The organism is Vibrio cortegadensis (genome assembly GCF_024347395.1).
In the GTDB taxonomy this organism is placed as follows: Bacteria; Pseudomonadota; Gammaproteobacteria; order Enterobacterales; family Vibrionaceae; genus Vibrio; species Vibrio cortegadensis.
Window position 1 is genome coordinate 2,094,309 of sequence record NZ_AP025472.1, and the last position, 24,467, is coordinate 2,118,775.

Here is a 24,467-nt window from a genome sequence, read left to right on the forward strand (position 1 = left end):
CCGTAATGAATTAAAAAGAGTGAATGACTACTGGCTGACTAAGCCTAGATATTTCACTCTTGTTTCTTGAAGTAACTCAACCATTGCCATGAGATCAATATCGGCATCAATCTGCTGATTCAGTTTAACCTTATTATCCACTTCTACCGCATACGCGCATAATTTTTCCGCACCAAAACTTGCTGCACTACTTTTTAAGGCATGGCTGATTTCTGCAAGATTAGTCATCGCTTTAGCGTCATCACTGCTGGTTAAGGTTTCAATGTAAGAGCTTAATTCGCCTAAAAATATATCGAGTAGAACCGGGACATTCTCTTCACCAATATCTCGAGCCAAATCGTTGATTTTATCTTGATTTAAAATATTCATATTAAGTACTTTGCTGCTCTTTATTATTCCAATTCTGAAGCTTCCGATAAAGTGTAGAAGGACTCACATCCAAATAGCCTGCCGCTCTTGGAATATTGCCATCACACGCTTTAATCGCTTGCTCAATCGCTGTTTTTTCCGTCAACCATAATGGAAAAATATCCTGTACGGAGATCTCTTCTCGGCGTTTTTTCTCTAGTGACATCTGATTTTCAATCGGGCGATTAAGTGGCGGAGGCAACATATTGAGAGTGATCTCTTTACCATGATTAAGAACCACCACGTTTCTCAGAACATTCTGTAGCTGACGTACATTTCCTGGCCATTCATATTGATTAAATCGGTCGAGAACCTCAGGCGCGAAGCGAACAAAGCCTTTACCCTCTTCGAAAGACATAAAACCAAGCAATGAGTAGGCAATTTCAATGACATCCTCCCCTCTTTCACGCAGTGGTGGCAGATGAAGCGGAATAACATACAGACGATAGTATAAATCTTCTCTGAAGCGGCCTTCTTGAACTTCTTTCCAAGGATCTCGGTTGGTGGCACATACAAAACGTACATCCACACTCTTCATCTTAGACGAACCTACTTTCTGGAAAGTGCCTGTCTGAATAAAGCGTAATAATTTGGTTTGAAGATCCAAATCCATCTCGCACAATTCATCGAGAAAAAGCGTTCCACCATCGGCTAGCTCCGCCGCACCTTGTCGATCAGTTGCCGCGCCAGTAAATGCACCTTTAACATGCCCAAACAGTTCACTTTCAATCAAATCTTTAGGTATCGCAGCACAGTTAATCGCAATGAATGGTTTATCACCACGTTTGCTTGCGGCATGAATCGCTTCTGCACACACCTCTTTACCCGTACCACTTTCACCTGTGATGAAAATACTGGCTTTACTGCTAGCGGCGGAATCAATGGTGCGGTATACCGCCTGCATTGTTTGGCTACTGCCGATAAAACCTTGGTAATTTTGATTATGAGGGTTTTCCGATTCGTTCTTTAATTTCGTCGCTTTACGAATCGCATTATTAACGGTGACTCTTAACCGATCCGCCTCACAAGGTTTAATTAAAAAGTCTTGAGACCCATGGCGCATCGCTTCAACAGCAGTATCAATTGAACCATGTGCAGTCATAAAAATAACCGGAACATCAGGATAAGATTGTTTCACTGCGAAGAGTACGTCCATACCTGTCATATCGGGTAAACGTAAATCGAGTAGAATAAGATCAGGCGTGCGGTGGTTTAAACTATTGATAGCATCTCGCCCAGTGCCAACAATATTAATATCAATACCCAAAGGGGTTAGATAAGAGCGATACAGCGCCGCAACGGAGGCCGTATCTTCGACCATCAGTAAATACTTAGATTTCTGAGTTTCGGGAGTTTGTTGCATAACCTAGCCATTTTATTATTGCATTTTGTTTAATAATCGCATTACGAGTTGCATTATGCAAATATAACAATGTGTACAATCAACTAAATGTTCTAACCATTCGTTTTGTATAGAATTATTGTTGGCATGCCGTATGCAAATATAAAAGTGGCCTTCGGGTCACCTAGCCAACTGACGTTGTTAGTGAAGTTATTCTTCACAAATTAAAGCCAGCAGAATCTTTCTACTGGCTATTTTTTTGTTTCAATTTCCGCGAGCATAACCTCAACATTGAAGGTTAGCTATTTGCTATAAACTGGGCCCTTAATTTCTCTATTTCATCACGTTTAGCCGCTGCTAGTTCAAATTCTAAATTCTGCGCATGCTGGTACATTTCACCTTCAAGTTTACTGATCGCTTTATCGAGTTGCTGCGGCGAAAGCACCTCATACACAGCGGAAGACTCGGCCACTTTAGATAGCGGTACTTGCTTCGATTCACGCTGTTTTCTTGACTTGGTAATATCCCCCAGCTCCATAATATCTTTAATATTACGTTTGAGAGCTTGTGGCACAATTCCCTGCTCTTCATTGTATTGTTGCTGCTTTATACGGCGTCTTCCGGTTTCATCAATCGCTTTTTTCATCGACTTGGTGATTCTGTCACCATATAAAATTGCTTTACCCTCTAGATTTCGTGCCGCACGTCCAATAGTCTGTATGAGAGATCGTTCGGAACGTAAAAAACCCTCTTTATCGGCATCCAAAATTGCCACTAAAGACACCTCAGGCATGTCTAACCCTTCTCTTAGTAAGTTAATGCCCACTAACACGTCAAACTCGCCTAATCTTAAGTCTCGAATAATTTCAACTCGCTCTACGGTATCAATATCAGAATGTAAATAGCGAACTTTGACATCATGCTCATGTAAGTGCTCGGTGAGATCTTCTGACATACGCTTTGTGAGTGTGGTAACCAAAACTCGCTCACCTTTCGCGGATCGTATGCGAATTTCAGAAAGTAAATCATCGACCTGCGTAGCAACCGGACGAACTTCGATCTCTGGATCGAGCAACCCTGTCGGACGTACGACCTGATCTGCAATGTCATCGCCTGATTTGTCTAATTCATAATTGCCTGGAGTTGCCGACACAAATATGGCTTGCGGGGCAATGGATTCAAACTCATCAAACATCATTGGACGATTGTCTAGCGCTGACGGTAACCGAAAGCCAAACTCTACCAAGGTCTCTTTACGAGAACGGTCACCTTTATACATGGCACCAATTTGCGGAACCGTAACGTGAGATTCATCGATGACAAGCAGCCCATCCCTAGGAAGGTAATCAAACAGTGTTGGTGGTGCTTCACCTTCTTTACGTCCACTCAAATAACGAGAATAGTTTTCGATGCCTGAGCAGAAACCGAGTTCATTCATCATCTCAAGATCAAACAGAGTTCGCTGCGAGATCCGTTGCTCTTCCACCAGCTTATTATTCTCTTTCAGGTAGCTTTGACGCTCTTCGAGCTCTTTGCGGATTTTCTCTATGGCTTCAAGTATTTTCTCTCTCGGAGTGACATAGTGAGTTTTAGGATAGATCGTATAACGTGGTAGATCTCGCTGCTTCACAGCCCCCGTCAATGGGTCAAAAATACTAATACAATCAATTTCGTCATCAAACATCTCGATTCGAACCGCATCTTGTTCAGATTCAGCAGGGAATACATCAATAACTTCGCCACGGACTCGGAACTGACCCCGTTCAAATGTCATGTCATTTCGAGAATACTGTAATTCAGCCAAGCGACGTAAAATATCACGCTGATCTAAGATATCGCCCCTGCGTATATGCAGCATCATTTTCAAATAGGAGTCAGGATCACCAAGACCATAAATTGCAGAAACCGACGCAACAATAATCGCATCCTTTCTTTCTAGTAGTGCTTTTGTTGCTGACAGTCGCATCTGCTCGATGTGTTTATTAACTGCTGCGTCTTTCTCAATAAAGGTATCAGTGGTTGGCACATAAGCTTCTGGTTGGTAGTAATCGTAGTATGAGACAAAATATTCCACAGCATTATTAGGGAAAAATGATTTCATCTCCCCGTATAACTGAGCGGCTAACGTTTTATTTGGTGCCAGAATGATCGCAGGTCGTTGCGCTTCTGCAATCACATTTGCAAGAGTAAATGTTTTGCCTGATCCAGTAACGCCTAACAATGTTTGATGAGCGAGACCATTATCTAGCCCTTCTAATAGCTGTTTTATCGCTGTTGGCTGGTCCCCTGAAGGTTTGTATTCAGATACCAAATCAAAAACTTTGCTCATGTTTGTCTCTACCTATTGCTGCTCAAATCCGGAGAGTGACATTGTCGCCATAGGTCACACATAGATGCAACTTAAACCTTTAAAAAAATGGACAACAATGGTTAGAAATAGCGCTAGATTCTGTTTTTTATATTTGCTATTATCTTCGCCCCATCAGGTTTTATTCGTACTTTTCTCAAAATTTTTCATCCACGACTTTTCCCCAATAATACCAATGTTATCCCCAATTTTATTTATTCTAAAAAATAGATAAAACACCAAGCCAAACAAAATATCTTAAAATCAATAAGTTAATGGTAATACTGTTTTGCTGTTACTTTCCTTTATTATGTCCAAAACAGTTATCAAACTTTAACTAACACACTTATCCACAAATTTGGTGGATAAGTAAACCAAGCCCAAAGCCAGTAAGGGCTACGAAAAAGTAAAGTTTTTTTTCAATAAATAATTTTAATTTTATCGCTAATTTTCTATTGACAGGCATTAAATCTGTCGTTAATATTCGCCCCGATTTCAAGCAATTCCCCCTTAGTTCAGTTGGTAGAACGGCGGACTGTTAATCCGTATGTCGCAAGTTCAAGTCTTGCAGGGGGAGCCAATTTTAAAGAAGCCGTATCTTAGGATGCGGCTTTTTTGCGTTCTAAGCTGCAGCATTTCATTCTCACCACCGATTTCCATGATTTTGCGACTAATTTTCCATCATCTATATAAAACCTTAGCTTTACTTGGTTGTTATTAAACTCGCAAAGCAGGATAATATTGGGATCGGAATTTCAGACTAAAATTATTATGACCGAATATTTTTTGTTGTTAGTCGGCACTGTGCTGGTAAACAACTTTGTACTAGTGAAGTTTTTAGGGTTATGTCCATTTATGGGGGTTTCTAAGAAATTAGAGACCGCAATAGGTATGGGCCTTGCCACTACGTTTGTGCTAACTCTGGCATCGGTATGCTCATATCTCGTTGAAAGCTATATTCTTGCTCCATTAGGGATCGAATACTTACGAACCATGAGTTTTATTCTCGTGATCGCTGTTGTCGTGCAGTTCACCGAAATGGTGGTTCATAAAACGAGCCCTACTCTCTATCGTTTATTGGGTATTTTCTTACCACTCATCACCACTAACTGTGCGGTTTTAGGGGTAGCGTTGCTGAACGTGAATGAAAACCATAACTTTATTCAATCCATTATTTATGGCTTTGGTGCTGCGGTAGGTTTCTCTCTGGTTCTTATCCTATTCGCATCAATGCGTGAACGAATTTCTGCGGCTGATGTTCCCGCCCCATTTAAAGGCGCGTCAATTGCAATGATCACTGCGGGGTTAATGTCTCTGGCATTTATGGGCTTTACTGGTTTGGTGAAGTTGTAATGAATAGCATTCTAATCGCAATACTTGCCTTGGTTGTCCTTGCCGCCGTTTTTGGTGTCATTCTTGGTTTTGCATCTATCCGATTCAAAGTTGAAGCCGACCCAATTGTCGACCAAATAGATTCCATTCTTCCGCAAACTCAATGTGGTCAGTGTGGCTACCCTGGTTGCCGCCCATATGCTGAAGCGATCGCCAATGGTGACAAGATCAATAAGTGCCCTCCCGGCGGTCAAGCCACCATTGAAAAGCTCGCTGACCTAATGGGTGTAGAAGCAGAAGACTCCGCCCACGACTTAACAAACAACATCAAAACGGTCGCCTTCATCCACGAAGATATGTGCATTGGCTGCACTAAATGCATCCAAGCTTGTCCTGTCGATGCTATTGTCGGAGGCACTAAAGCGCTTCATACCGTGATAAAAGATGAATGTACAGGTTGCGATCTCTGTGTAGCACCTTGTCCTACTGACTGTATCGAGATGCTCCCACTTGAAACAACAACTGAAAATTGGAAATGGCAAATGAACACGATTCCTGTTGTTGATATTACCAACTCAGATGTAGGTAGCTCTCAGCCGCCACACTCTCAAGCATAAGGATTGGTATGTTGTCATTAATTGAACAAATTCGTACTGGCGCACTGTGGGACTTTCCTGGTGGCGTTCATCCTGCCGAAAACAAAAAGCAATCAAATCAACGCGCTATTTCAAATGCTTCAATACCGAGCGAGCTAGTTTTACCGGTTAAGCAGCATATAGGTAAAGCGGGTGACTTAATTGTTAGTGTGGGCGACCGAGTACTTAAAGGGCAAGCCTTAACAAAATACACCATGAGTTTTATGCTGCCTGTTCACGCTCCAACATCTGGCACGATCACCGCTATTGAACCAAGAACCACCGCTCATCCTTCTGGCTTATCCGAGCTTTGTATCGTAATCAAACCGGACAATAAAGAGGAGTGGATTGAGAGAACGACTCATCACGATTTTTCACAACTCCCTTCTGAACAGCTAATTGAGATCATTCGACAAGCGGGTGTTTCCGGTATGGGTGGCGCAGGATTCCCAACAGCAAAGAAAATTCAATCTGGATTGGCGAAAACCGACATTCTGATCATCAATGCTGCTGAATGTGAACCTTACATCACTGCTGATGATAAATTGATGCAAGAGCACGCCGACGAACTTATCCAAGGTATCGAAATTGTTGAGCAGATTCTTAAGCCTGAACTCACCATTATTGGTATTGAAGACAACAAACCTGAAGCGGTTAAAGCGCTAGAAATTGCAGCGATTAACAAGAATATTGTTATTCGTGTGATTCCAACGAAGTACCCTTCAGGTGGCGAAAAGCAGCTGATTAAGATCCTCACTAACAAAGAAGTACCTGTAGGTAGCATTCCAGCTGACATTGGTATTTTGGTTCAAAACGTTGGATCACTGCACGCAATAAAACGTGCCGTTGTTGATGGGGAGCCGCTGATAAAGCGAGTCATCACACTCACCGGAAAAACATTTAAGCAAGAGCGCAATGTATGGGCGCTTATTGGCACACCTGTTCAGGATTTGCTTAATGAGTTTGGCTATAGCGCAGATAAAAAATTCCCGCGCTTAATCATGGGCGGGCCGATGATGGGATTCACTCTCCCTCATGCGATCGTACCAATCACTAAAACGACCAACTGTATTTTAGCTCCAACTCGTAAAGAGATTGCACCAAATCGTCATGAAATGGCGTGTATTCGATGCAGCCAATGTGCGGAAGCTTGTCCTGCCTCTTTATTGCCTCAGCAACTCCAGTGGCATGCAAGAGCCGAAGAATACGACAAATGTGAAGAACTCAATTTAAAAGATTGTATTGAGTGTGGCGCTTGTGCCTTTGTTTGCCCGAGTGAAATACCGCTAGTGCAATACTACCGACAAGCGAAATCGGAAATAAAGACTCGTAAACAAGAAGCGGATTCTGCCGAAAGAGCTCGAATTCGTTTTGAAGAGAAAAACGCACGTCTTGAACGAGATAAAGCAGAACGAGAAAACCGATTTAAAAAAGCAGCCGATAACCGTCGCCAAGAGATGAAAAAAACGGGCGGTGATGATGCTATTGCAGCTGCAATTGCTCGTGTTAAAGCTCAGCAATCAACCACAGAACAACCAGAAAAAACCGTTAAACCTGCCGTTGCCGCTGCGATTGCCCGTGCAAAAGCAAAACAAGCTGCAGCGCAGAATGACGGTAAATCTGAACCTGATAATTCAGAGATGATGAAGCTACGTGAAGAGCGTAAACGTCAGGCAAGAGAGAAGAAAGCAAATAAGGAAGTCACCGCTGACAACTCCGAAGCTCCAAGCAAGAAAGATGCTGTTGCTGCTGCCATCGCTCGCGCTAAAGCTCGTAAAGCGAAGCAAGCAGAATCGGAAACTGTTGACGCTGCTGAAACCGTTCAAGCAAGTGATGATCTAGCCGTCGAAAGCGCAGAGCAAGCGCCAGCCGCAGATCCTAAAAAAGCAGCTGTTGCCGCCGCCATCGCTCGCGCTAAAGCCCGCAAAGCAAAGCAAGCGGAATCGGAAACCGTTGACGCTGTTGAAACCATTCAAGCAAGCGATGAGCTAGCCGTCGAAAGCACAAAGCAAGCGCCAGCCGCAGATCCTAAAAAAGCAGCTGTTGCCGCCGCCATCGCTCGCGCTAAAGCCCGTAAGGTGAAACAAACGAAATCGGAAACCGTTGACGCTGCTGAAACCGTTCAAGCAAGTGATGAGCTAGCCGTCGAAAGCACAGAGCAAACGCCAGCCGCAGATCCTAAAAAAGACGCTGTAGCTGCTGCCATCGCTCGCGCTAAAGCCCGTAAAGCGAAGCAAGCAGAATTGGAAACTGTTGACGCTGCTGAAACCGTTCAAGCAAGTGATGAGCTAGTAGTCGAAAGCGCAGAGCAAGCGCCAGCCGCAGATCCTAAAAAAGCCGCCGTTGCCGCCGCCATCGCTCGCGCTAAAGCCCGTAAAGCGAAACAAGCGGAATCGGAAACCGTTAACGCTGCTGAAACCGTTCAAGCAAGTGATGAGCTAGCCGTCGAAAGCACAGAGCAAACGTCAACCGCAGACCCTAAAAAAGCCGCCGTTGCCGCCGCCATCGCTCGCGCTAAAGCCCGTAAAGCAAAACAATCGGAATCCGAAACGCCACAAAAGAAAGATTTACTGGCAGATTTAGTCGAACTTGAAATCGCAGATCAACCACCAGCAGTTGACCCGAAAAAAGCCGCCGTCGCCGCAGCCATTGCACGAGCGAAAGCGCGCAAAGCACAATCGGACAATACGGAAATGACACCGACATTGGACACTGATGTCGATACGATTCAAGAAACATCTAAAACGAAAAACTTACTGGCGGATATAGTGGAACTTGAAACCACGGAACAAACACCAGCAGTTGACCCGAAAAAAGCCGCCGTCGCCGCAGCCATTGCTCGCGCCAAAGCACGTAAAGCAAAACAGATGCAAGATAACGAGGAGAATGAGTAATGGCCTTTTTTATTGCCAGCTCGCCACACGCGCATAGCCGTCGTAGCACACCCGATTTGATGAAGTGGGTTGCAATTTGCGCACTACCGGGATTAATTGCTCAAACCTACTTTTTTGGATGGGGAACCCTAATTCAACTGGTTCTTGCAATTGCTGTCGCTGTTACCCTAGAAGCAGGAGTAATGCTACTTCGAAAACGATCTCCGCTCTCCGCGTTAAGAGACAACAGTGCCTTAGTCACCGCATGGTTACTTGCCGTTGCTATTCCTCCCCTTTCACCTTGGTGGATTATCGTTATCGGTCTGTTTTTTGCCATCGTAATTGCAAAACATTTGTACGGTGGAATTGGTCAAAACCCATTTAACCCCGCAATGGTGGCTTATGTGGTTTTATTGATCTCATTCCCAGTTCAAATGACGAGTTGGATTGCTCCCGACCAATTAGTCGCTGACAGCATGTCATTTAATAACGCTTTTTCATTGATATTCAGTGGCTTTAATACTGAAGGATTGTCTCTACAACAGATCCGTGTAGGGATTGATGGTGTTACTATGGCAACACCATTGGATGCCTTTAAAACGGCACTTCATGCTGGGAACACAACAAGTGAAGCACTGGCGCAACCACAATTTAGCGGCATCGCTGGAATAGGATGGGAATGGGTTAACCTAGCGTACTTAGTCGGTGGGTTAGCCTTGATAAAACTTAGAGTGGTTCAATGGCATATCCCTGCCGCATTTTTAGGTGGTCTAGTAATTACCAGTGGCTTATTCATGCTGCTTACGCCAGGAGAAACGGCATCACCTATTTTACATCTACTATCGGGCGCAACCATGCTTGGAGCATTTTTTATCGCTACCGATCCAGTATCAGCTTCGACAACAATTAAGGGTAGGCTCATTTATGGCACTTTCATTGGTGCTTTGGTCTTCATCATTCGCAGTTGGGGCGGTTTTCCTGATGGCGTCGCCTTTGCTGTACTCTTAGCCAATATGTGCGTGCCTCTTATTGATTACTACACAAAACCTAGAACATACGGGCATTAAGGAATCATATGCTAACCGCGATTAAAAAAAACGGTCTGACACTTGCGATCTTTGCCTGCGCATCAACAGGTTTGGTCGCTGTCACCCAGTATTTAACTAAAGATGCCATTCAACAGCAGGAAGAAGCGCAACTATTATCGGTTCTCAACCAAGTGATCCCTCCGGCGCTTCATGACAATGAACTGTATCGTTCATGTACACTAGTAAACGATCCTGCCTTAGGGACGAACCAATCAATGCCCGCTTATATTGCGACTCTGAATGGCGAGCCGAGCGCTATTGCAATAGAAGCCATTGCCCCTAACGGATATAACGGTGCTATAAAACTGATTGTTGGCATTAAGGCAGATGGCAGCATTACTGGGACACGAGTCTTATCGCATCAGGAAACTCCCGGCTTAGGTGATAAAGTCGATCTACGCGTATCGGACTGGATATTAGGCTTTACCGGGAAAAAACTGACTGAGCAGAATGAATCTGATTGGAAAGTAAGGAAAGATGGCGGACAGTTTGATCAATTTACTGGGGCAACAATCACGCCAAGAGCCGTTGTAGGGTCAGTTAAAGATACCGTCTCTTACGTAAACAAAAATAGCCATACTTTGTATAACCAAGCATTTAACTGTGGAGGCAGCGATGAGTGATCATAAAACCCTGATCAAAAACGGTTTATGGGACAATAACCCAGCCTTAGTTCAGTTGCTTGGCCTATGCCCTCTGCTTGCGGTTTCATCCACAGTAACGAATGCTCTTGGGCTAGGTATTGCTACCCTGCTCGTTCTAGTGGGTTCAAATGTTATTGTCTCATTAGTTCGAGATTACGTACCTAAAGAGGTCCGAATTCCAGTTTTTGTCATGATCATCGCTTCTTTAGTCACTTGTGTTCAACTACTGATGAACGCCTATGCGTATGGCTTATATCTATCACTTGGTATTTTCATCCCTCTGATTGTCACCAATTGCATTATTATTGGCCGAGCAGAAGCCTTCGCGTCAAAAAATGCCGTTCTACCTTCAGCCCAAGATGGTTTTTGGATGGGACTAGGCATGACATCCGTTCTCGTTCTGCTCGGTGCAATGCGAGAACTCATCGGCAACGGAACGCTATTTGATGGTGCTGATTTGCTACTTGGTGACTGGGCCGCATCACTTCGAATTGAGGTATTCCATTTTGACAGCAGCTTCCTTCTCGCACTTCTCCCGCCAGGAGCATTCATTGGCGTCGGCTTCCTCATTGCCTTAAAAAATGTCATCGATGCAAGAAACAAATCTAAACAGCCAAAAGCCGAAAAAGCGACGATTGAACGTGCACGCGTGACAAGCTAAAGCTGTTCTCAATCGAAAGTAAAACGATTTAACGATAATAAATATAAATAAAATAATACTCTAGAAGCAGCCAACATGAACAAAATAAAACGCATTGAAATACTCAAACGGCTTCGAGAAAATAACCCGAAGCCAGAAACAGAACTCAACTGGAACAGCCCTTTTGAACTTTTGATTGCCGTTCTTCTTTCCGCTCAAGCAACCGATGTGAGTGTCAACAAAGCAACAGATAAGCTATATCCGGTTGCCAATACTCCTCAAGCGATATTCGACTTAGGTGTCGATGGAGTCAAAGAGTATATAAAGACGATTGGGCTTTTTAACTCCAAAGCTGAGAATGTCATCAAAACCTGTCGCCTATTGTTAGATAAGCATAATGGCGAAATTCCTGAAAACCGTGAAGCACTGGAAGCTTTACCTGGTGTGGGAAGAAAAACCGCAAACGTTGTACTTAATACCGCCTTTGGTTGGCCGACCATTGCCGTTGACACCCACATTTACCGTGTGTCTAACCGCACCAAGTTTGCTATGGGGAAAACAGTGGATGATGTTGAAGCCAAGTTACTTAACGTCGTACCGAAAGAGTTCAAGCTTGATGTTCATCACTGGTTAATTCTTCACGGACGTTATACTTGTATAGCCAGAAAACCTCGCTGTGGCAGTTGCCTTATCGAAGATTTATGTGAGTTTAAAGAGAAAACTGACGTATAGAAAGGCGCTAAAAAATTGAGGAACGATTTCAAATACAATTGCTAGGAGCAAATCATGTCAAACGGTCGTATTCTTCACACAATGTTTCGTGTGGGAGATTTAGACAAATCTATTGAGTTTTACACCAATGTAATGGGTATGACTCTACTGCGTAAAAATGAAAACACTGAATATAAATACACACTTGCTTTCCTAGGTTATGGAGACGAGTCACAAGGTTCTGTGATTGAGTTGACTTATAACTGGGGCACAACTGAGTATGATCATGGTGGTGCATTTGGTCATATCGCTATTGGTGTTGATGACATTTATAAGACTTGCGATGCAATTAAAGCGGCGGGTGGAAATGTCACTCGTGAAGCGGGCCCTGTAAAAGGTGGGTCAACTCACATCGCATTTGTTAAAGACCCTGATGGTTACATGATTGAACTCATTCAGAATAGCCAAGCATCGTCTGGTCTGTAAGCTCGAACGAGTCGTGACCAACATGCTATAAATGATACACGCTATAAATGACAATAGGGCAGTACAACACTGCCCTATTTTTTTAATATCAGATTTGAGTTCGTCCTAGAGATATCACCACGCGGCGGTTTTTATCTTTACCAATTGGCGATGAATTATCTGCAATTGGACGACGTTTACCATAACCCTGCACTTGAATTCTATTTTCCGGTAATCCCAGCGATTTAAAATACTCGCGTAATGAATCTGCACGACGTTCAGATAAATCCTGAGAGCTAGATTTATTGCCGTTAGAGTCGGTATAGGTCGCCACAAGAACCAAGTCTATATCTTGATTGTATCGTACATAATCTGCAATTTGGCTTAAGCGCTTTCGTGATGCTTTATTTAATTTGTCACTATCGCGCTCATAATGAAGAATCGTAAACGAAATATCCTCGAACGAATAAGGCAATAAATTGCTGATACAATCGCTAAACACATTGTATTTTGCTTGGAATAAAACCGACGACAAAGCGACTTCAATTCGCTGATCACGACTCTGCCAATCTTGATAACTGAAAGTCGGATAGCGACCTTTCTCCAATTCCCCCAAAATCCCCCAAGCAGTTTGCCCACCAATATACCCATCAAATTGTTTAAAGAATTTGATGTTAGTGATTCGATCAGCATTTTCACCCGGCCTCCATGCAGGGGGCATAGAAATGAGACTCACATTGCGAGTTTCCCCCATCGGGCGTCTCATTTTTAGTTCAAAATCGAGATTGATTTTTTTACCCGCGGCTGATGAAAACTCTGCATCACCATAGTTTGGTATTGGGTGAACCAAACGGCACTCCAACGGTGAGTTGGTTACCATTTCCCAAGTAGATTGTTGAGGTGTCGCTACATAACGCTTTTCTATCGCCATAGAAACAGGTGATACCAAAACGGACATCAGCAAACTACTTGTCACGACCAATTTATTCATAAGGGCGAATATCTCTCAATTACGGTTCTACACGGCGACATATTGCCGTTTATTTTTATACCTTCAATTATGCAAAAACCTCGCCAAATAGTTATTTATCTTTTGGTTATTATTCTATTTCTTTGGTTTTTATCACTGTTAGAATCTGCAATAATGCAGGCATTGTTACCCAGATTTGAGCCAACATGACTGTAAAAAATGAAGCACTAACCCTAAAGAAACGCTTTCGTGGCTATTTTCCAGTAGTTATTGATGTAGAAACCGCAGGATTCAATGCGGAAACCGATGCGCTTTTAGAAATTTGTGCTATCACATTACGAATGGATGAACATGGTGATCTGCACCCAGCCTCGACTATTCACTTCCATGTTGAACCTTTTGAAGGGGCAAACCTAGAAAAAGAAGCGCTTGAATTTAATGGCATAAGAGACCCATTTAGTCCTTTACGTGGCGCGGTCAGTGAACAAGAAGCACTCAAAGAGATCTACAAATTAGTTCGAAAAGAGCAGAAAGATGCCAATTGTAGCCGAGCGATCATGGTTGCTCATAATGCTACTTTCGACCTGAATTTCGTTAATGCAGCAAGTAACCGCTGCAAATTAAAAAGAGTCCCTTTTCATCCTTTCGCTACTTTTGACACAGCAGCGTTAAGTGGCCTCGCCTATGGCCAAACCGTTCTGGCTAAGGCGTGTAAAACTGCAGGGATGGATTTCGACAATAAAGAAGCGCATTCGGCACTATACGATACTCAAAAAACAGCTGAACTCTTCTGCGGCATCGTCAATAAATGGAAAGCCTTAGGTGGCTGGCCGCTTATTGAAGAGACCGAAACAAACCAATAAAACTTTTACTCTTCTCTAATAAAGACGAGCTAAACACAACTTAACCGAGAAAAATATGAATCCTGTTGTTATTTCCGTATGTATCATGCTGGTTTTAGCATTGATGCGCGTGAATGTCGTCGTTGCATTGACATTTAGTGCCATCATTGGTGGACTGGTTTCAGGAATGAGTCTTAATGACGCTGTTTCTGCCTTTGAAAGTGGCTTAGGCGGTGGTGCTACTATCGCTCTTAGCTACGCCATGTTGGGCACTTTTGCTGTCGCCATTTCTAAATCAGGTATTACCGATTTACTGGCTCAAAACGTCATCAAGCATATCCATGGCAAAGAAAATGCCGCTGCCAGTACTGGCCTTAAATACATTGTATTGGTTGCTCTTGTGCTCGTAACGATGTCATCTCAAAATGTCATTCCCGTGCATATCGCCTTTATTCCAATTTTAATCCCACCTCTTTTGGCAGTATTTGCAAAGCTAAAATTAGACCGTCGCCTTGTTGCTTGTGTTTTGACATTTGGTTTAATCACGCCATATATGGTGCTACCTATTGGTTTCGGTGGGATCTTTCTGAACAATATTCTGCTGAAAAACCTGCATGATAATGGCTTAGAAGGTGTGGTGGCGAGTCAAGTTCCAACCGCAATGTTACTCCCGGCTATGGGTATGATTTTTGGTTTACTGACCGCTATTTTCTTTAGCTACCGCAAGCCACGCGAATACAAAGAGACGGAGTTAACCGTCGTTCATAACGAGCCTGCAGCGATTAACAAAAAACACATTCTGGTTGCCTTAGTCGGTATTATCGTCGCATTAACTGTGCAACTTTATACTGGCTCGATGATCATCGGTGCTTTAGCTGGTTTCATGGTATTTACTTTTGGTGGCGTCATTGCTTGGAAAGAGACTCACGATGTCTTTAGCAAAGGCATTCACATGATGGCAATGATTGGCTTTATTATGATCGCAGCCGCTGGGTTCGCCGCAGTAATGAAGCAAACGGGTGGTGTCGAATCTTTGGTTCAAGCACTATCAACCAGTATTGGGGATAACAAACCTTTAGCCGCACTGCTGATGTTGATTGTTGGTCTACTTGTTACGATGGGAATTGGCTCATCATTCTCGACGATTCCAATTCTTGCAACCATTTACGTCCCACTTGCACTCGCTTTCGGTTTTTCTCCAATGGCGACCATTGCTCTGGTTGGTACAGCTGCCGCTCTTGGTGATGCCGGTTCACCAGCTTCCGACTCAACCTTAGGCCCGACCTCTGGTTTGAATGCAGATGGACAACATGAACACATTTGGGAAACCGTTGTCCCAACTTTTATTCACTATAATATCCCACTGATCATCTTTGGTTGGATTGCGGCAATGGTGCTTTAAACGACATGGGCGAGTAAACATTTTTATTCGCAAATGATACGTTTCACCTGCCGATCAAAAATGCGCTAAATAGTTAGCGCATTTTTTATATCTATTGTTTATTGCTGAGCTTTACTTATTGAGTGACACTAGTTCGACAATTTTCTCTCGAATCACTTTTAATGTCGGCTCTGTAGATTGGTAATCAACTGCAACTGGGAAGTAACTATCATTCACCTGAAGAACTAAGCTTGGGTAAGAGTGCACCCCAAGGCTACGAGATAAGCTTAATTGATCGTCGAATTCTTCTTCTACCACTTTTCCATTAAGGTCGTTAATGAATAACGGTAGGTCTAACCCTAACTCTTCAGCCAACTGCTGATGAGTGTCAACATCGTGCGGAGGCATCGCTCGCAAGTAATAGGCATGTTGAATCGCTTCCAGCATCTCTTGATAGCGATCTTGAAAACCTGCCGCGATAACGGCACGGCACGCAGGATAAGTAGTTCTAACTGGCTGACATGTTGTCCAATACTCATAATTGAACTCCGTGCCTAATTGCTCTTCGATCTGGTGCCAAATACTTTGTAATTTCTGCTGCATTTCTAGCGGCATCGGAACATCAGAGTCAGGAGCAAGCCCTCCCATTAAATATTCAAGCTCAATGCTACTCGGCAATTGCTGCTTGAGTAATTCTAACGTTGGCTTATAGCCCCAACACCAACTGCACATTGGATCGTGCACGTAATACAGTTTTACTTTCATCGCCTATCTCCGCCACTCATAATCTTGAGGCATTCGTATTTGAGATCAAAAAAGGAGCTATATTAGCTCCTTTTATACTACTCTGGAAAGTTAATGATCCAGACGATTACTCTTCATCACCAGCAACTTTAGCCACAGCTTCTTTTACTAATGGTTGAAGTTCACCTTTTTGGAACATTTCCAAAATGATATCACAACCACCAATTAGCTCACCGTCAATCCATAGTTGAGGGAAAGTCGGCCATTGTGCATAAGCAGGAAGCTCCGCACGGATATCTGGGTTTTGTAGGATATCTACGTAAGCAAATTTCTCACCACATGCCATTAATGCTTGTGATGCTTGTGAAGAAAAGCCACAGCTAGGTAGCTTAGGAGAGCCTTTCATGTATAAAAGTACTGTGTTTTCTTCGATTTGCTGTTTGATTTTGTCGATAGTTTCCATCGGATCCTCTTAATGGATGTACTGCAGTCATTAAGAACATTCTAACCCATTAGCCAAGAATAAAAAGCACATAATATTTGTGGTTATGAGAGGTAAGTAATAGAAACAATACAATTACAATAATTTTTCATTTATGCCTTTTAATAAAGTAAAAACTTGCTAAAATAAATCCAAGTCAGAATTCGACGAATACCGATGCAAGTAATCAACTCATATTTGGATCGGTATAACTATAATAAATCATTGGAAGCCACCGAAAGAACTCAATCTTTCAACTATATGGAGACATTCGCAATGTCATTTGAACTACCAGCTCTTCCTTACGCGAAAGACGCACTAGAACCACATATCTCAGCAGAAACTCTAGATTTCCACCACGGTAAACACCACAACACTTACGTTGTTAAGCTAAATGGTCTGATTCCTGGAACTGAATTTGAAGGCAAAACTCTAGAAGAAATCGTTAAGACTTCTACTGGCGGTGTTTTCAACAACGCAGCACAAATTTGGAACCACACGTTCTACTGGAACTGTCTTGCTCCAAATGCTGGCGGCGCTCCAACAGGTGCAGTTGCAGCAGCAATTGACTCTGCATTTGGTTCATTCGAAGAATTCAAAGCGAAATTCACAGATTCAGCAATCAACAACTTCGGTTCATCTTGGACTTGGCTTGTGAAAAACGCTGACGGTTCTCTAGCTATTGTTAACACGTCTAACGCAGCAACTCCGCTGACTGACGAAGGTGTGACACCACTGCTTACTGTTGACCTATGGGAACACGCTTACTACATCGATTTCCGCAATGTACGTCCTGATTACATGGCTGCATTCTGGTCACTAGTAAACTGGTCTTTCGTAGAAGAAAACCTAGCGAAGTAATTTCTCTATTTGAGATAACGAGCTAAACCGAATATTAAAGCCAGCATCATTGATGCTGGCTTTTCTTTTTCCTATGACTACAGATGCTTACCTCCCATAAATCCTCACTTTTCAACGCAATAAGAGCCTAAAGTTATTCCCTCTCCTGCCGCTAAATAATTATCAAGCGAGAGGTCACATGCAATTACACACTTTAGATAAAGCTGGAATCATCAACGAACTTCAATTCGGTACAGGCATTAGCCATGCTGTCGAACAAGGTCGCCGTGCTGATTTCGCTTTAATAATGTCGATGTTCTCCAATGATGTGCGAGACTGCATCCCCGCAGAAACCGTTACTGAATCGCTCAGTAGTGAGTCTATTCTGCGTAATCAACTTGGTGTACCGAAACCGCAAGCTTTGCGTTCTGATAGTGACTCGTACACGATTTCTGCCCGTCAGGCTGAACATTTTCATGAAGCAGGAATGGCAAGTGCCAAACTCAGCCACTACCTCTGCCCGACGCCTCTAGCGTTCATGCCACAAGATACTCAGGACTTCCCTGAAGATGTCTACCACAACCTATCAGGTCATGAACGCCGTATTTTACGTGAATCAAAATCTGAAAAACCCGATATTTCAGTTCCCACTGACCTCTACGCACAGCTAAATTTTGCTAGTCGCCAGTATCAAATTCAGCAACAAGCCTAATCCCAACCTCCTGCGTTTGTCTTATTTATAATAATCGCTATGTTTTGGCTGGTATTTTTGTGAGGTAGCCCAAGTAAACAAAGCATAGATTTAGGCTAACTAAAAATGTTTGATGCTTTTCACACCACCTAATTAATTTTTCAACCATCCTAGCTTTACCACTTACAAATAGATCAGGATGATGCGGTTCTCGCGTGGAATATTATGGATATAGAAAATTCAATTATATTAGTGACTTCCGCAGGCTCAAGGCTTGGCTGCACACTCGCGACCCATTTTGCCAAGCTGGGGGCAAAGGTAGCGCTTTGTGACCAGGATTCAATATCATTAATGGAAACCTATCATCTCTGCTTGCAGATTTCTGATCATGTCGCTCCTTTTCCGATAGCCAGCTCTTCTGAACAATCCATTCACACCTTGCTCGATTTAATTCAAAACCATTTTGATGCAGCTCCCAATGTGCTTGTTAATTGTTGGACAAGCTCACCTATGCCTAAGTTAACGAGCAATCAGCCTGCAAAGCCATTTGTTGAACAGCTCTCAGAGATGGCCTCTACACTTTTTAGTTTTGGGCAAGTTAGCGCAGAAAGAATGAGGTTAGGAGGTAAAAAAGGGGTGATAGTCAATGTAATTTCCCACGACAATTATCACGACTTCTCTGGCGTTGAAAGTGCGACATCGATGGTCTCTGGTTTCACAACAAGTTGGGCCAAGGAGCTCAACCCATTCAATATTCGAGTTGGGGGGGTAGTCCCTGCAATTCATCATTTATCAGGGAAAGTCGATGATCAACACTGGGCTGAAGTTCAAGATGAGTTGATTCGCAGCACTGAGTATATTGTTTCGAATGAATATTTTAGCGGCCGAGTGGTGTCTGCCGAAGTATAACTCTATGCATCGACACTATGTTTCCACAGGCACTATATCTTCACCAGCGATATATCTTCACCAGCACTATCCCTTCACCAAAATTTTGAACCACACTTTATTCCAAACAAAAAAATGCCCCACCTTTCGGTGGGGCATTGTCTTTTCCCGATAGAGATATGACGTGCTAGCGAAAATATCTCATAAAAGCGTTATCTTACTTTTTAGCTTTCTTTGCTTTTGGCGCTTCAGTTTTTTCACTTACTGTCGCAGTTTCGCCTTCAACAAATGCTTTACCGTAGTAAGAAGCAATTAATACTTCTTTAAGCTCTTTGATTAGAGGGTAACGTGGGTTAGCACCTGTACATTGGTCATCAAACGCATCTTCAGCAATTGAGTCAACTTTAGCCATGAACGCAGCTTCATCAACACCAGCAGCTTGAATTGACAGTGGGATATCCAATGCAACTTTAAGCTCTTCTAACCAACCAAGTAACGCATTAACTTTAGTTTCAGTATTACCTTCACGGTAACCTAAATGCTCAGCAATTTCAGCGTAACGAGCACGTGCTTTAGGACGGTCGTACTGAGAGAATGCAGCTTGTTTAGTTGGGTTGTTAGTCGCATTAAAACGAACCGTGTTCGAGATTAACAACGCATTTGCAAGACCGTGTGGAATGTGGAACTCAGCACCTAGTTTATGCGCCATTGAGTGACACACACCTAGGAAAGACTGCGCAAAAGACATACCAGCAATTGTTGCTGCATTGTGTACTTTCTCACGTGCAATTGGATCTTTCTTACCGTTAGCGTAAGAGCTTGGTAAGTACTCTTTAAGCATCTTAAGTGATTGAAGAGCGTGACCATCTGAGTATTCGTTAGCAAGAACAGAAACGTAAGCTTCTAATGCGTGCGTTACTGCATCGTAACCACCGAATGCACATAAAGACTTAGGCATATCCATAACAAGGTTAGCATCAACTACAGCCATGTTTGGCGTTAGCTCGTAATCTGCTAATGGGTATTTTTGACCTGTTTTTTCATCTGTTACAACAGCAAACGGTGTAACTTCAGAACCTGTACCAGAAGTAGTAGTAATACAAACTAGTTCAGCTTTTTGACCCATTTTAGGGAACTTGTAAATACGTTTACGGATATCCATAAAGCGCATTGATAGGTCTTCGAAATCAGTTTCTGGATGTTCGTACATCACCCACATAATTTTCGCAGCATCCATTGGTGAACCACCACCAACAGCTAAGATAACGTCAGGTTGGTAGCTTGCACATGCTTCAGCACCAGCTTTAACTACTGCTAATGTTGGATCCGCTTCTACTTCATGGAACACTTCAACTTCCATGCCTTTCTCTTTTAAGATTGCACGTAGGTCATCAATGTAACCGTTGTTGAACAAGAAACGGTCAGTAACGATTAACGCACGTTTTTTACCTTCAAGATCAGTCATTGCGATTGGTAAACAGCCGCGACGGAAGTAGATAGATTTTGGTAGTTTATGCCACAACATATTTTCTGCTCGCTTAGCTACAATTTTCTTGTTGATAAGGTGCTTAGGACCTACGTTTTCAGAGATAGCGTTACCACCCCAAGAACCACAACCTAGAGTTAGTGAAGGCGCTAATTCAAAGTTGTAAAGGTCACCGATACCACCTTGAGATGCAGGCGTGTTCACAAGAATACGAGCAGTCTTCATTTTGTCACCGAAGTACGCAATGCGCTCTTCGTTATTATCTTGGTCTGTGTAAAGTACTGAAGTATGACCAACACCACCGATGTCTAATACGATACCTGCTTGACGTACAGCATCTTCAAAGTTCTTCGCTTTGAATAGACCTAGTGTAGGAGATAGTTTTTCATGAGCAAATTCATCATCCCATGAAGCTTCTAGGCCTTCACCGATAAGAATTTTAGTCGATGTTGGAACTTTAACATTCGCTAGCTCAGCAATCTTGTATGCTGGTTGACCAACGATGTTAGCGTTAAGTGCGCCATTGATAAGTAGTACTTTACGTACTTTATCTGCATCTTCTTTGCTTAGAACGACAGCGCCGTATTGAGCGAAACGAGCTTTAACGTCATCGTAGATTGATTCAACAACGATTGCAGCTTGCTCAGAAGCACAGATAACACCGTTATCGAATGTTTTAGACATAAGGATAGAAGAAACAGCACGTTTGATATCAGCAGTTTCGTCGATAACAACAGGAGTATTACCCGCGCCAACACCGATAGCAGGTTTACCTGAAGAGTAAGCTGCTTTAACCATGCCTGGACCACCAGTAGCAAGGATCATGTTGATATCATCATGCTTCATTAGTGTATTTGACAGTTCAACAGATGGTTGGTCAATCCAACCAATGATGTCTTTTGGTGCGCCAGCTTTAATCGCAGCATCTAATACAACTTTAGCTGCATAGTTAGTTGCATTTTTAGCACGTGGGTGTGGAGAGAAGATACAGCCATTACGTGTTTTAAGACAGATTAATGCTTTAAAGATTGCTGTTGAAGTAGGGTTTGTTGTTGGAACGATTGCACAAACGATACCTAGAGGTTCAGCAATAGTGATCGTGCCACCTTCATCGTTACGATCGATGATGCCACACGTTAATTCATCTTTATATTTATTGTAGATAAACTCAGAAGCAAAGTGGTTTTTGATAACTTTGTCTTCCATGATACCCATGCCAGACTCAGTCGCTGCCATTTTTGCTAGTTCGATACGAGCTGTTGAAGCTGCTAGAGATGCAGCGCGGAAGATTGCATCAACCTTCTCTTGCGGAAAGTTCGCAAATTCTTTTTGCGCCGCTTTAACGCGTGCTACTAGAGCATCAAGTTCAGCTAAATTCGTTACAGGCATATTGTTTCTCCTAAAAATAAAAACTATAAAATTCGTTAAAAACTATTTAGTAAGGCGGCTGTTTCAGTTTTCTAACTCAGCTACATTCTTAGTAAATTGCTTTCAGGACTGAGTATAATATTTCAGAGTATGAAAAAAATTGACTCAGATCAGTTCTGAAAAACTATTTACCCACTTAGTGGTATCAAGATCACAACAAACCACCCAAGCTACTGATTACATTGAATATAAACATAAAAATCCAAGTGCTTAAAAAAACCTCACTTGAAACAAAAAATAGAAAAAATTACAACAAACTGTAAAAAAGTTTCATTTTTGAATAAAAAGGTACATGTCGACCTATATTTTCGTGCTACTGAGAGTATATCCATCTGCTTGTAAGGCACCATAAATTGACATAATTTTTATTAAAAATGTGCACTCATTAACAATTACTCAATTCACTGCAACTTATTACCCCATAATTCTTACCAATGTAACTTCCCGTTTAAACTTAGCGATGTGCAATTAGTTTTTTTTCGTTTAATCGCACCTCACGGGTTAGTTTTTTTCATTCGTCCTTTTAAGCTTTAAGCCTTACATTATCCCCTCTTAAGATACCCCCTATTATTTGCATTTTCGTGATAAGTGAGACGCCCATTATGCAATCTATTGAATTCGCTGTTTTCTTGCAGTTTTTCCTTGGCCTTGTTGCCGCAGTTAACCCTGTTGGTATCATGCCGGTGTTTGTATCGCTGACGAGCTATATGTCTCCTGCAGAAAAAAACAAAACCGCAGCCACTGCAAATATTGCCGTTGCTGTCATACTTGTTATTTCTCTACTTGCAGGACAAATTCTTCTCGACATGTTCAGTATTTCGCTGGATTCATTTCGAGTTGCAGGTGGTTTGCTGTTAATGAGCATCGCGTTTTCGATGATGAGCGGTAAACTAGGTGAGGATAAACAAAACAAACAAGAAAAGTCCGAATACAATAGTAGAGAGCAAATAGGTGTTGTTCCTTTAGCGATGCCTTTGATGGCCGGCCCTGGTGCGATCAGTTCAACCATCGTTTATGGTGCTCGTTACCCTACAATGATGGATACAGTTGGGATTAGCATTACGATTGTTGCTTTCTCTTTGTGTACATGGCTACTATTTCGCTCAGCTCCAATCATTGTCCGTTTTCTTGGGCAAACTGGAATCAACGTTATCACTCGTATTATGGGCTTGATTCTTGGCGCTCTTGGCATTGAGTTCATTGCCAACGGTTTACGTAACCTGTTCCCAGGTCTTGCGGGTTAGGTAATTCGCGTCACCTGCCAGTAAAATGTATGATGTTGCAATGGTAAACAAACGTTGCAACATCATGACTCGTCACTCTTTAAAACATCACTTATACGTTATTATTTTTGGCACCCACACTCGCATGGGTCGCCTTTTCGATATAGCGTTAATCTTTACAATTGTAGCTTCACTGATTGTCTTAGTACTCGATTCCATTCCGAGTATCGAAAAACAGTGGGGTACAACGATCACTTACCTAGAGTACGGTTTCACAGCCCTGTTCACTATTGAGTACCTTCTTCGACTCTATTGCTCGCCAAAACCTACCGCTTATATGAGAAGTTTCTATGGCGTCATCGATTTAGTCGCGGTATTACCCACTTATCTTGCATTCTTCTTCCCTGCGGCTTCTTTCATTGGGGTAATACGAATGCTGCGAGTGATGCGGATCTTTAGAATTCTTAAACTGGTTCGTTACTTACAAGACTCAAATATATTGCTGCGTTCTTTACTGATGTCTCGCCGAAAGATTCTCATCTTTTTTAGCACGGTTGGGATTTTAGTCATTATCTTAGGTTCGATAATTTTTGTTGTGGAAGGTCCTAGCAATGGGTTTACCTCTATTCCTCAAAGCATTTATTGGGCGATTGTCACGATAACGACGGTTGGATATGGCGACCTTGTCCCTAAAACCCCTTTCGGCCAAGCGATTGCCTCACTAACCATGCTACTCGGCTATTCCATTCTTGCCGTTCCTACAGGCATTATCACCGCAGAGTTAAATCACGAGATGAATGCGCACCGTAACTTGGTTAAATGCCCAAATTGCTCTAAAACAGGGCATGAATCTGATGCGCTTTACTGCAAATTTTGTGGCAGTGAATTACCAGATCCGGATCAACGAGTGATCCCTGTGAAGCCACAATCCCCGAATACCTAATTACCTAATTACCTAATTACCTAATTACCTAATTACCTAATTACCTAAAACATATTTCCATCCCT

22 protein-coding genes and 1 tRNA gene are annotated in these 24,467 nt (G+C 42.7%); 16 read left to right on the forward strand and 7 right to left on the reverse strand.

Going from position 1 to position 24,467, the window contains the following annotated elements; genetic code table 11:
- Positions 1–27: 27 nt before the first annotated feature.
- The 3 genes from luxU to uvrB all read right to left on the reverse strand — a co-directional run bounded on the left by luxU (position 28) and on the right by uvrB (position 4,079).
- Entirely contained in the window at positions 28–369 is a 342-nt protein-coding gene (gene luxU / locus OCV39_RS09860; protein ID WP_017051487.1) for a quorum-sensing phosphorelay protein LuxU, read from the reverse strand.
- Position 370: 1 nt separating this feature from the next.
- Positions 371–1,771 (reverse strand): quorum-sensing sigma-54 dependent transcriptional regulator LuxO, encoded by a 1,401-nt coding sequence (luxO, locus tag OCV39_RS09865; RefSeq protein ID WP_113799964.1) that lies wholly within the window; start codon positions 1,769–1,771, stop codon positions 371–373.
- A gap of 277 nt (positions 1,772–2,048) precedes the next feature.
- Positions 2,049–4,079, reverse strand: a complete 2,031-nt coding sequence (gene uvrB / locus OCV39_RS09870) for an excinuclease ABC subunit UvrB (RefSeq protein WP_261888391.1) — start codon at positions 4,077–4,079, stop codon at positions 2,049–2,051.
- A gap of 522 nt (positions 4,080–4,601) precedes the next feature.
- Between uvrB and OCV39_RS09875 the strand changes: the two genes are divergently transcribed.
- From OCV39_RS09875 to gloA, 9 genes are all read left to right on the forward strand, one after another.
- Positions 4,602–4,677: transfer RNA gene (locus tag OCV39_RS09875), tRNA-Asn, on the forward strand.
- Positions 4,678–4,868: 191 nt separating this feature from the next.
- Positions 4,869–5,450 (forward strand): electron transport complex subunit RsxA, encoded by a 582-nt coding sequence (gene rsxA, locus OCV39_RS09880; protein WP_017051484.1) that lies wholly within the window; start codon positions 4,869–4,871, stop codon positions 5,448–5,450.
- A complete protein-coding gene (gene rsxB, locus OCV39_RS09885; RefSeq protein ID WP_113799960.1) occupies positions 5,450–6,046 on the forward strand; it encodes an electron transport complex subunit RsxB in 597 nt (198 codons plus the stop codon). Before rsxA ends, rsxB begins: the two co-directional genes overlap by 1 nt.
- Positions 6,047–6,054: 8 nt before the next feature.
- Entirely contained in the window at positions 6,055–8,958 is a 2,904-nt protein-coding gene (gene rsxC, locus OCV39_RS09890; protein ID WP_261888392.1) for an electron transport complex subunit RsxC, read from the forward strand.
- Positions 8,958–10,004 carry an electron transport complex subunit RsxD gene (gene rsxD, locus OCV39_RS09895; protein WP_261888393.1) on the forward strand — a complete coding sequence of 349 codons (1,047 nt, stop codon included), beginning with the start codon at positions 8,958–8,960 and terminating at the stop codon, positions 10,002–10,004. The genes rsxC and rsxD overlap by 1 nt, the downstream gene beginning before the upstream one ends.
- 8 nt (positions 10,005–10,012) lie before the next feature.
- A complete protein-coding gene (gene rsxG / locus OCV39_RS09900) occupies positions 10,013–10,648 on the forward strand; it encodes an electron transport complex subunit RsxG (protein ID WP_017053478.1) in 636 nt (211 codons plus the stop codon).
- Complete coding sequence (locus OCV39_RS09905; protein ID WP_171757060.1) at positions 10,641–11,330, forward strand: electron transport complex subunit E; 690 nt, start codon at positions 10,641–10,643, stop codon at positions 11,328–11,330. The genes rsxG and OCV39_RS09905 overlap by 8 nt, the downstream gene beginning before the upstream one ends.
- A 75-nt stretch (positions 11,331–11,405) precedes the next feature.
- Positions 11,406–12,041, forward strand: a complete 636-nt coding sequence (gene nth / locus OCV39_RS09910) for an endonuclease III (RefSeq protein WP_261888394.1) — start codon at positions 11,406–11,408, stop codon at positions 12,039–12,041.
- A gap of 54 nt (positions 12,042–12,095) precedes the next feature.
- Complete coding sequence (gloA, locus tag OCV39_RS09915) at positions 12,096–12,506, forward strand: lactoylglutathione lyase (protein ID WP_017053475.1); 411 nt, start codon at positions 12,096–12,098, stop codon at positions 12,504–12,506.
- Positions 12,507–12,594: 88 nt separating this feature from the next.
- Here the strand turns inward: gloA and motY are convergent, their stop codons facing one another.
- A complete protein-coding gene (gene motY / locus OCV39_RS09920; protein WP_261888395.1) occupies positions 12,595–13,476 on the reverse strand; it encodes a flagellar protein MotY in 882 nt (293 codons plus the stop codon).
- A 185-nt stretch (positions 13,477–13,661) separates the two neighbouring features.
- Between motY and rnt the strand changes: the two genes are divergently transcribed.
- Positions 13,662–14,318 carry a ribonuclease T gene (rnt, locus tag OCV39_RS09925; protein ID WP_017053621.1) on the forward strand — a complete coding sequence of 219 codons (657 nt, stop codon included), beginning with the start codon at positions 13,662–13,664 and terminating at the stop codon, positions 14,316–14,318.
- A 55-nt stretch (positions 14,319–14,373) separates the two neighbouring features.
- Positions 14,374–15,699: a Na+/H+ antiporter family protein gene (locus OCV39_RS09930; RefSeq protein WP_113799950.1), complete on the forward strand. Its 1,326-nt coding sequence runs from the start codon at positions 14,374–14,376 to the stop codon at positions 15,697–15,699.
- Positions 15,700–15,810: 111 nt separating this feature from the next.
- Here OCV39_RS09930 and OCV39_RS09935 read toward each other — a convergent pair whose 3' ends face one another.
- Together OCV39_RS09935 and OCV39_RS09940 are read right to left on the reverse strand one after the other, a co-directional pair.
- Positions 15,811–16,443 (reverse strand): DsbA family protein, encoded by a 633-nt coding sequence (locus OCV39_RS09935; RefSeq protein WP_261888396.1) that lies wholly within the window; start codon positions 16,441–16,443, stop codon positions 15,811–15,813.
- Positions 16,444–16,549: 106 nt separating this feature from the next.
- Complete coding sequence (locus tag OCV39_RS09940; RefSeq protein WP_017053618.1) at positions 16,550–16,885, reverse strand: Grx4 family monothiol glutaredoxin; 336 nt, start codon at positions 16,883–16,885, stop codon at positions 16,550–16,552.
- 294 nt (positions 16,886–17,179) lie between these two features.
- Here OCV39_RS09940 and sodB point away from each other — a divergent pair, with 294 nt between their 5' ends.
- The 3 genes from sodB (at position 17,180) to OCV39_RS09955 (ending at position 19,343) form a co-directional block, all read left to right on the forward strand.
- Positions 17,180–17,764 carry a superoxide dismutase [Fe] gene (gene sodB, locus OCV39_RS09945; protein ID WP_017053617.1) on the forward strand — a complete coding sequence of 195 codons (585 nt, stop codon included), beginning with the start codon at positions 17,180–17,182 and terminating at the stop codon, positions 17,762–17,764.
- A 178-nt stretch (positions 17,765–17,942) separates the two neighbouring features.
- Positions 17,943–18,455 (forward strand): VC2046/SO_2500 family protein, encoded by a 513-nt coding sequence (locus tag OCV39_RS09950; RefSeq protein ID WP_017053616.1) that lies wholly within the window; start codon positions 17,943–17,945, stop codon positions 18,453–18,455.
- A gap of 204 nt (positions 18,456–18,659) precedes the next feature.
- The gene (locus OCV39_RS09955) at positions 18,660–19,343 is read left to right on the forward strand and encodes an SDR family oxidoreductase (protein WP_261888397.1); all 684 of its coding nucleotides are present in this window, start codon (positions 18,660–18,662) and stop codon (positions 19,341–19,343) included.
- Positions 19,344–19,539: 196 nt separating this feature from the next.
- On the opposite strand, the gene adhE is transcribed toward OCV39_RS09955, so the two are convergent.
- The gene (gene adhE, locus OCV39_RS09960; RefSeq protein WP_113799942.1) at positions 19,540–22,197 is read right to left on the reverse strand and encodes a bifunctional acetaldehyde-CoA/alcohol dehydrogenase; all 2,658 of its coding nucleotides are present in this window, start codon (positions 22,195–22,197) and stop codon (positions 19,540–19,542) included.
- 641 nt (positions 22,198–22,838) lie between these two features.
- Here adhE and OCV39_RS09965 point away from each other — a divergent pair.
- Positions 22,839–23,480, forward strand: a complete 642-nt coding sequence (locus OCV39_RS09965; RefSeq protein WP_017053613.1) for a YchE family NAAT transporter — start codon at positions 22,839–22,841, stop codon at positions 23,478–23,480.
- Positions 23,481–23,544: 64 nt separating this feature from the next.
- A complete protein-coding gene (locus OCV39_RS09970; protein ID WP_113799995.1) occupies positions 23,545–24,402 on the forward strand; it encodes an ion transporter in 858 nt (285 codons plus the stop codon).
- The last annotated feature ends 65 nt before the right edge of the window (positions 24,403–24,467 follow it).

Excerpts from the sequence above, each read along its gene's own strand:
- luxU (WP_017051487.1), bottom strand. The coding sequence starts at position 369 with ATGAATATTTTAAATCAAGATAAAATCAACGATTTGGCTCGAGATATT.
- luxO (WP_113799964.1), bottom strand. The coding sequence starts at position 1,771 with ATGCAACAAACTCCCGAAACTCAGAAATCTAAGTATTTACTGATGGTC.
- uvrB (WP_261888391.1), bottom strand. The coding sequence starts at position 4,079 with ATGAGCAAAGTTTTTGATTTGGTATCTGAATACAAACCTTCAGGGGAC.
- rsxA (WP_017051484.1), top strand. The coding sequence starts at position 4,869 with ATGACCGAATATTTTTTGTTGTTAGTCGGCACTGTGCTGGTAAACAAC.
- rsxB (WP_113799960.1), top strand. The coding sequence starts at position 5,450 with ATGAATAGCATTCTAATCGCAATACTTGCCTTGGTTGTCCTTGCCGCC.
- rsxC (WP_261888392.1), top strand. The coding sequence starts at position 6,055 with ATGTTGTCATTAATTGAACAAATTCGTACTGGCGCACTGTGGGACTTT.
- rsxD (WP_261888393.1), top strand. The coding sequence starts at position 8,958 with ATGGCCTTTTTTATTGCCAGCTCGCCACACGCGCATAGCCGTCGTAGC.
- rsxG (WP_017053478.1), top strand. The coding sequence starts at position 10,013 with ATGCTAACCGCGATTAAAAAAAACGGTCTGACACTTGCGATCTTTGCC.
- OCV39_RS09905 (WP_171757060.1), top strand. The coding sequence starts at position 10,641 with ATGAGTGATCATAAAACCCTGATCAAAAACGGTTTATGGGACAATAAC.
- nth (WP_261888394.1), top strand. The coding sequence starts at position 11,406 with ATGAACAAAATAAAACGCATTGAAATACTCAAACGGCTTCGAGAAAAT.
- gloA (WP_017053475.1), top strand. The coding sequence starts at position 12,096 with ATGTCAAACGGTCGTATTCTTCACACAATGTTTCGTGTGGGAGATTTA.
- motY (WP_261888395.1), bottom strand. The coding sequence starts at position 13,476 with ATGAATAAATTGGTCGTGACAAGTAGTTTGCTGATGTCCGTTTTGGTA.
- rnt (WP_017053621.1), top strand. The coding sequence starts at position 13,662 with ATGACTGTAAAAAATGAAGCACTAACCCTAAAGAAACGCTTTCGTGGC.
- OCV39_RS09930 (WP_113799950.1), top strand. The coding sequence starts at position 14,374 with ATGAATCCTGTTGTTATTTCCGTATGTATCATGCTGGTTTTAGCATTG.
- OCV39_RS09935 (WP_261888396.1), bottom strand. The coding sequence starts at position 16,443 with ATGAAAGTAAAACTGTATTACGTGCACGATCCAATGTGCAGTTGGTGT.
- OCV39_RS09940 (WP_017053618.1), bottom strand. The coding sequence starts at position 16,885 with ATGGAAACTATCGACAAAATCAAACAGCAAATCGAAGAAAACACAGTA.
- sodB (WP_017053617.1), top strand. The coding sequence starts at position 17,180 with ATGTCATTTGAACTACCAGCTCTTCCTTACGCGAAAGACGCACTAGAA.
- OCV39_RS09950 (WP_017053616.1), top strand. The coding sequence starts at position 17,943 with ATGCAATTACACACTTTAGATAAAGCTGGAATCATCAACGAACTTCAA.
- OCV39_RS09955 (WP_261888397.1), top strand. The coding sequence starts at position 18,660 with ATGGATATAGAAAATTCAATTATATTAGTGACTTCCGCAGGCTCAAGG.
- adhE (WP_113799942.1), bottom strand. The coding sequence starts at position 22,197 with ATGCCTGTAACGAATTTAGCTGAACTTGATGCTCTAGTAGCACGCGTT.
- OCV39_RS09965 (WP_017053613.1), top strand. The coding sequence starts at position 22,839 with ATGCAATCTATTGAATTCGCTGTTTTCTTGCAGTTTTTCCTTGGCCTT.
- OCV39_RS09970 (WP_113799995.1), top strand. The coding sequence starts at position 23,545 with ATGACTCGTCACTCTTTAAAACATCACTTATACGTTATTATTTTTGGC.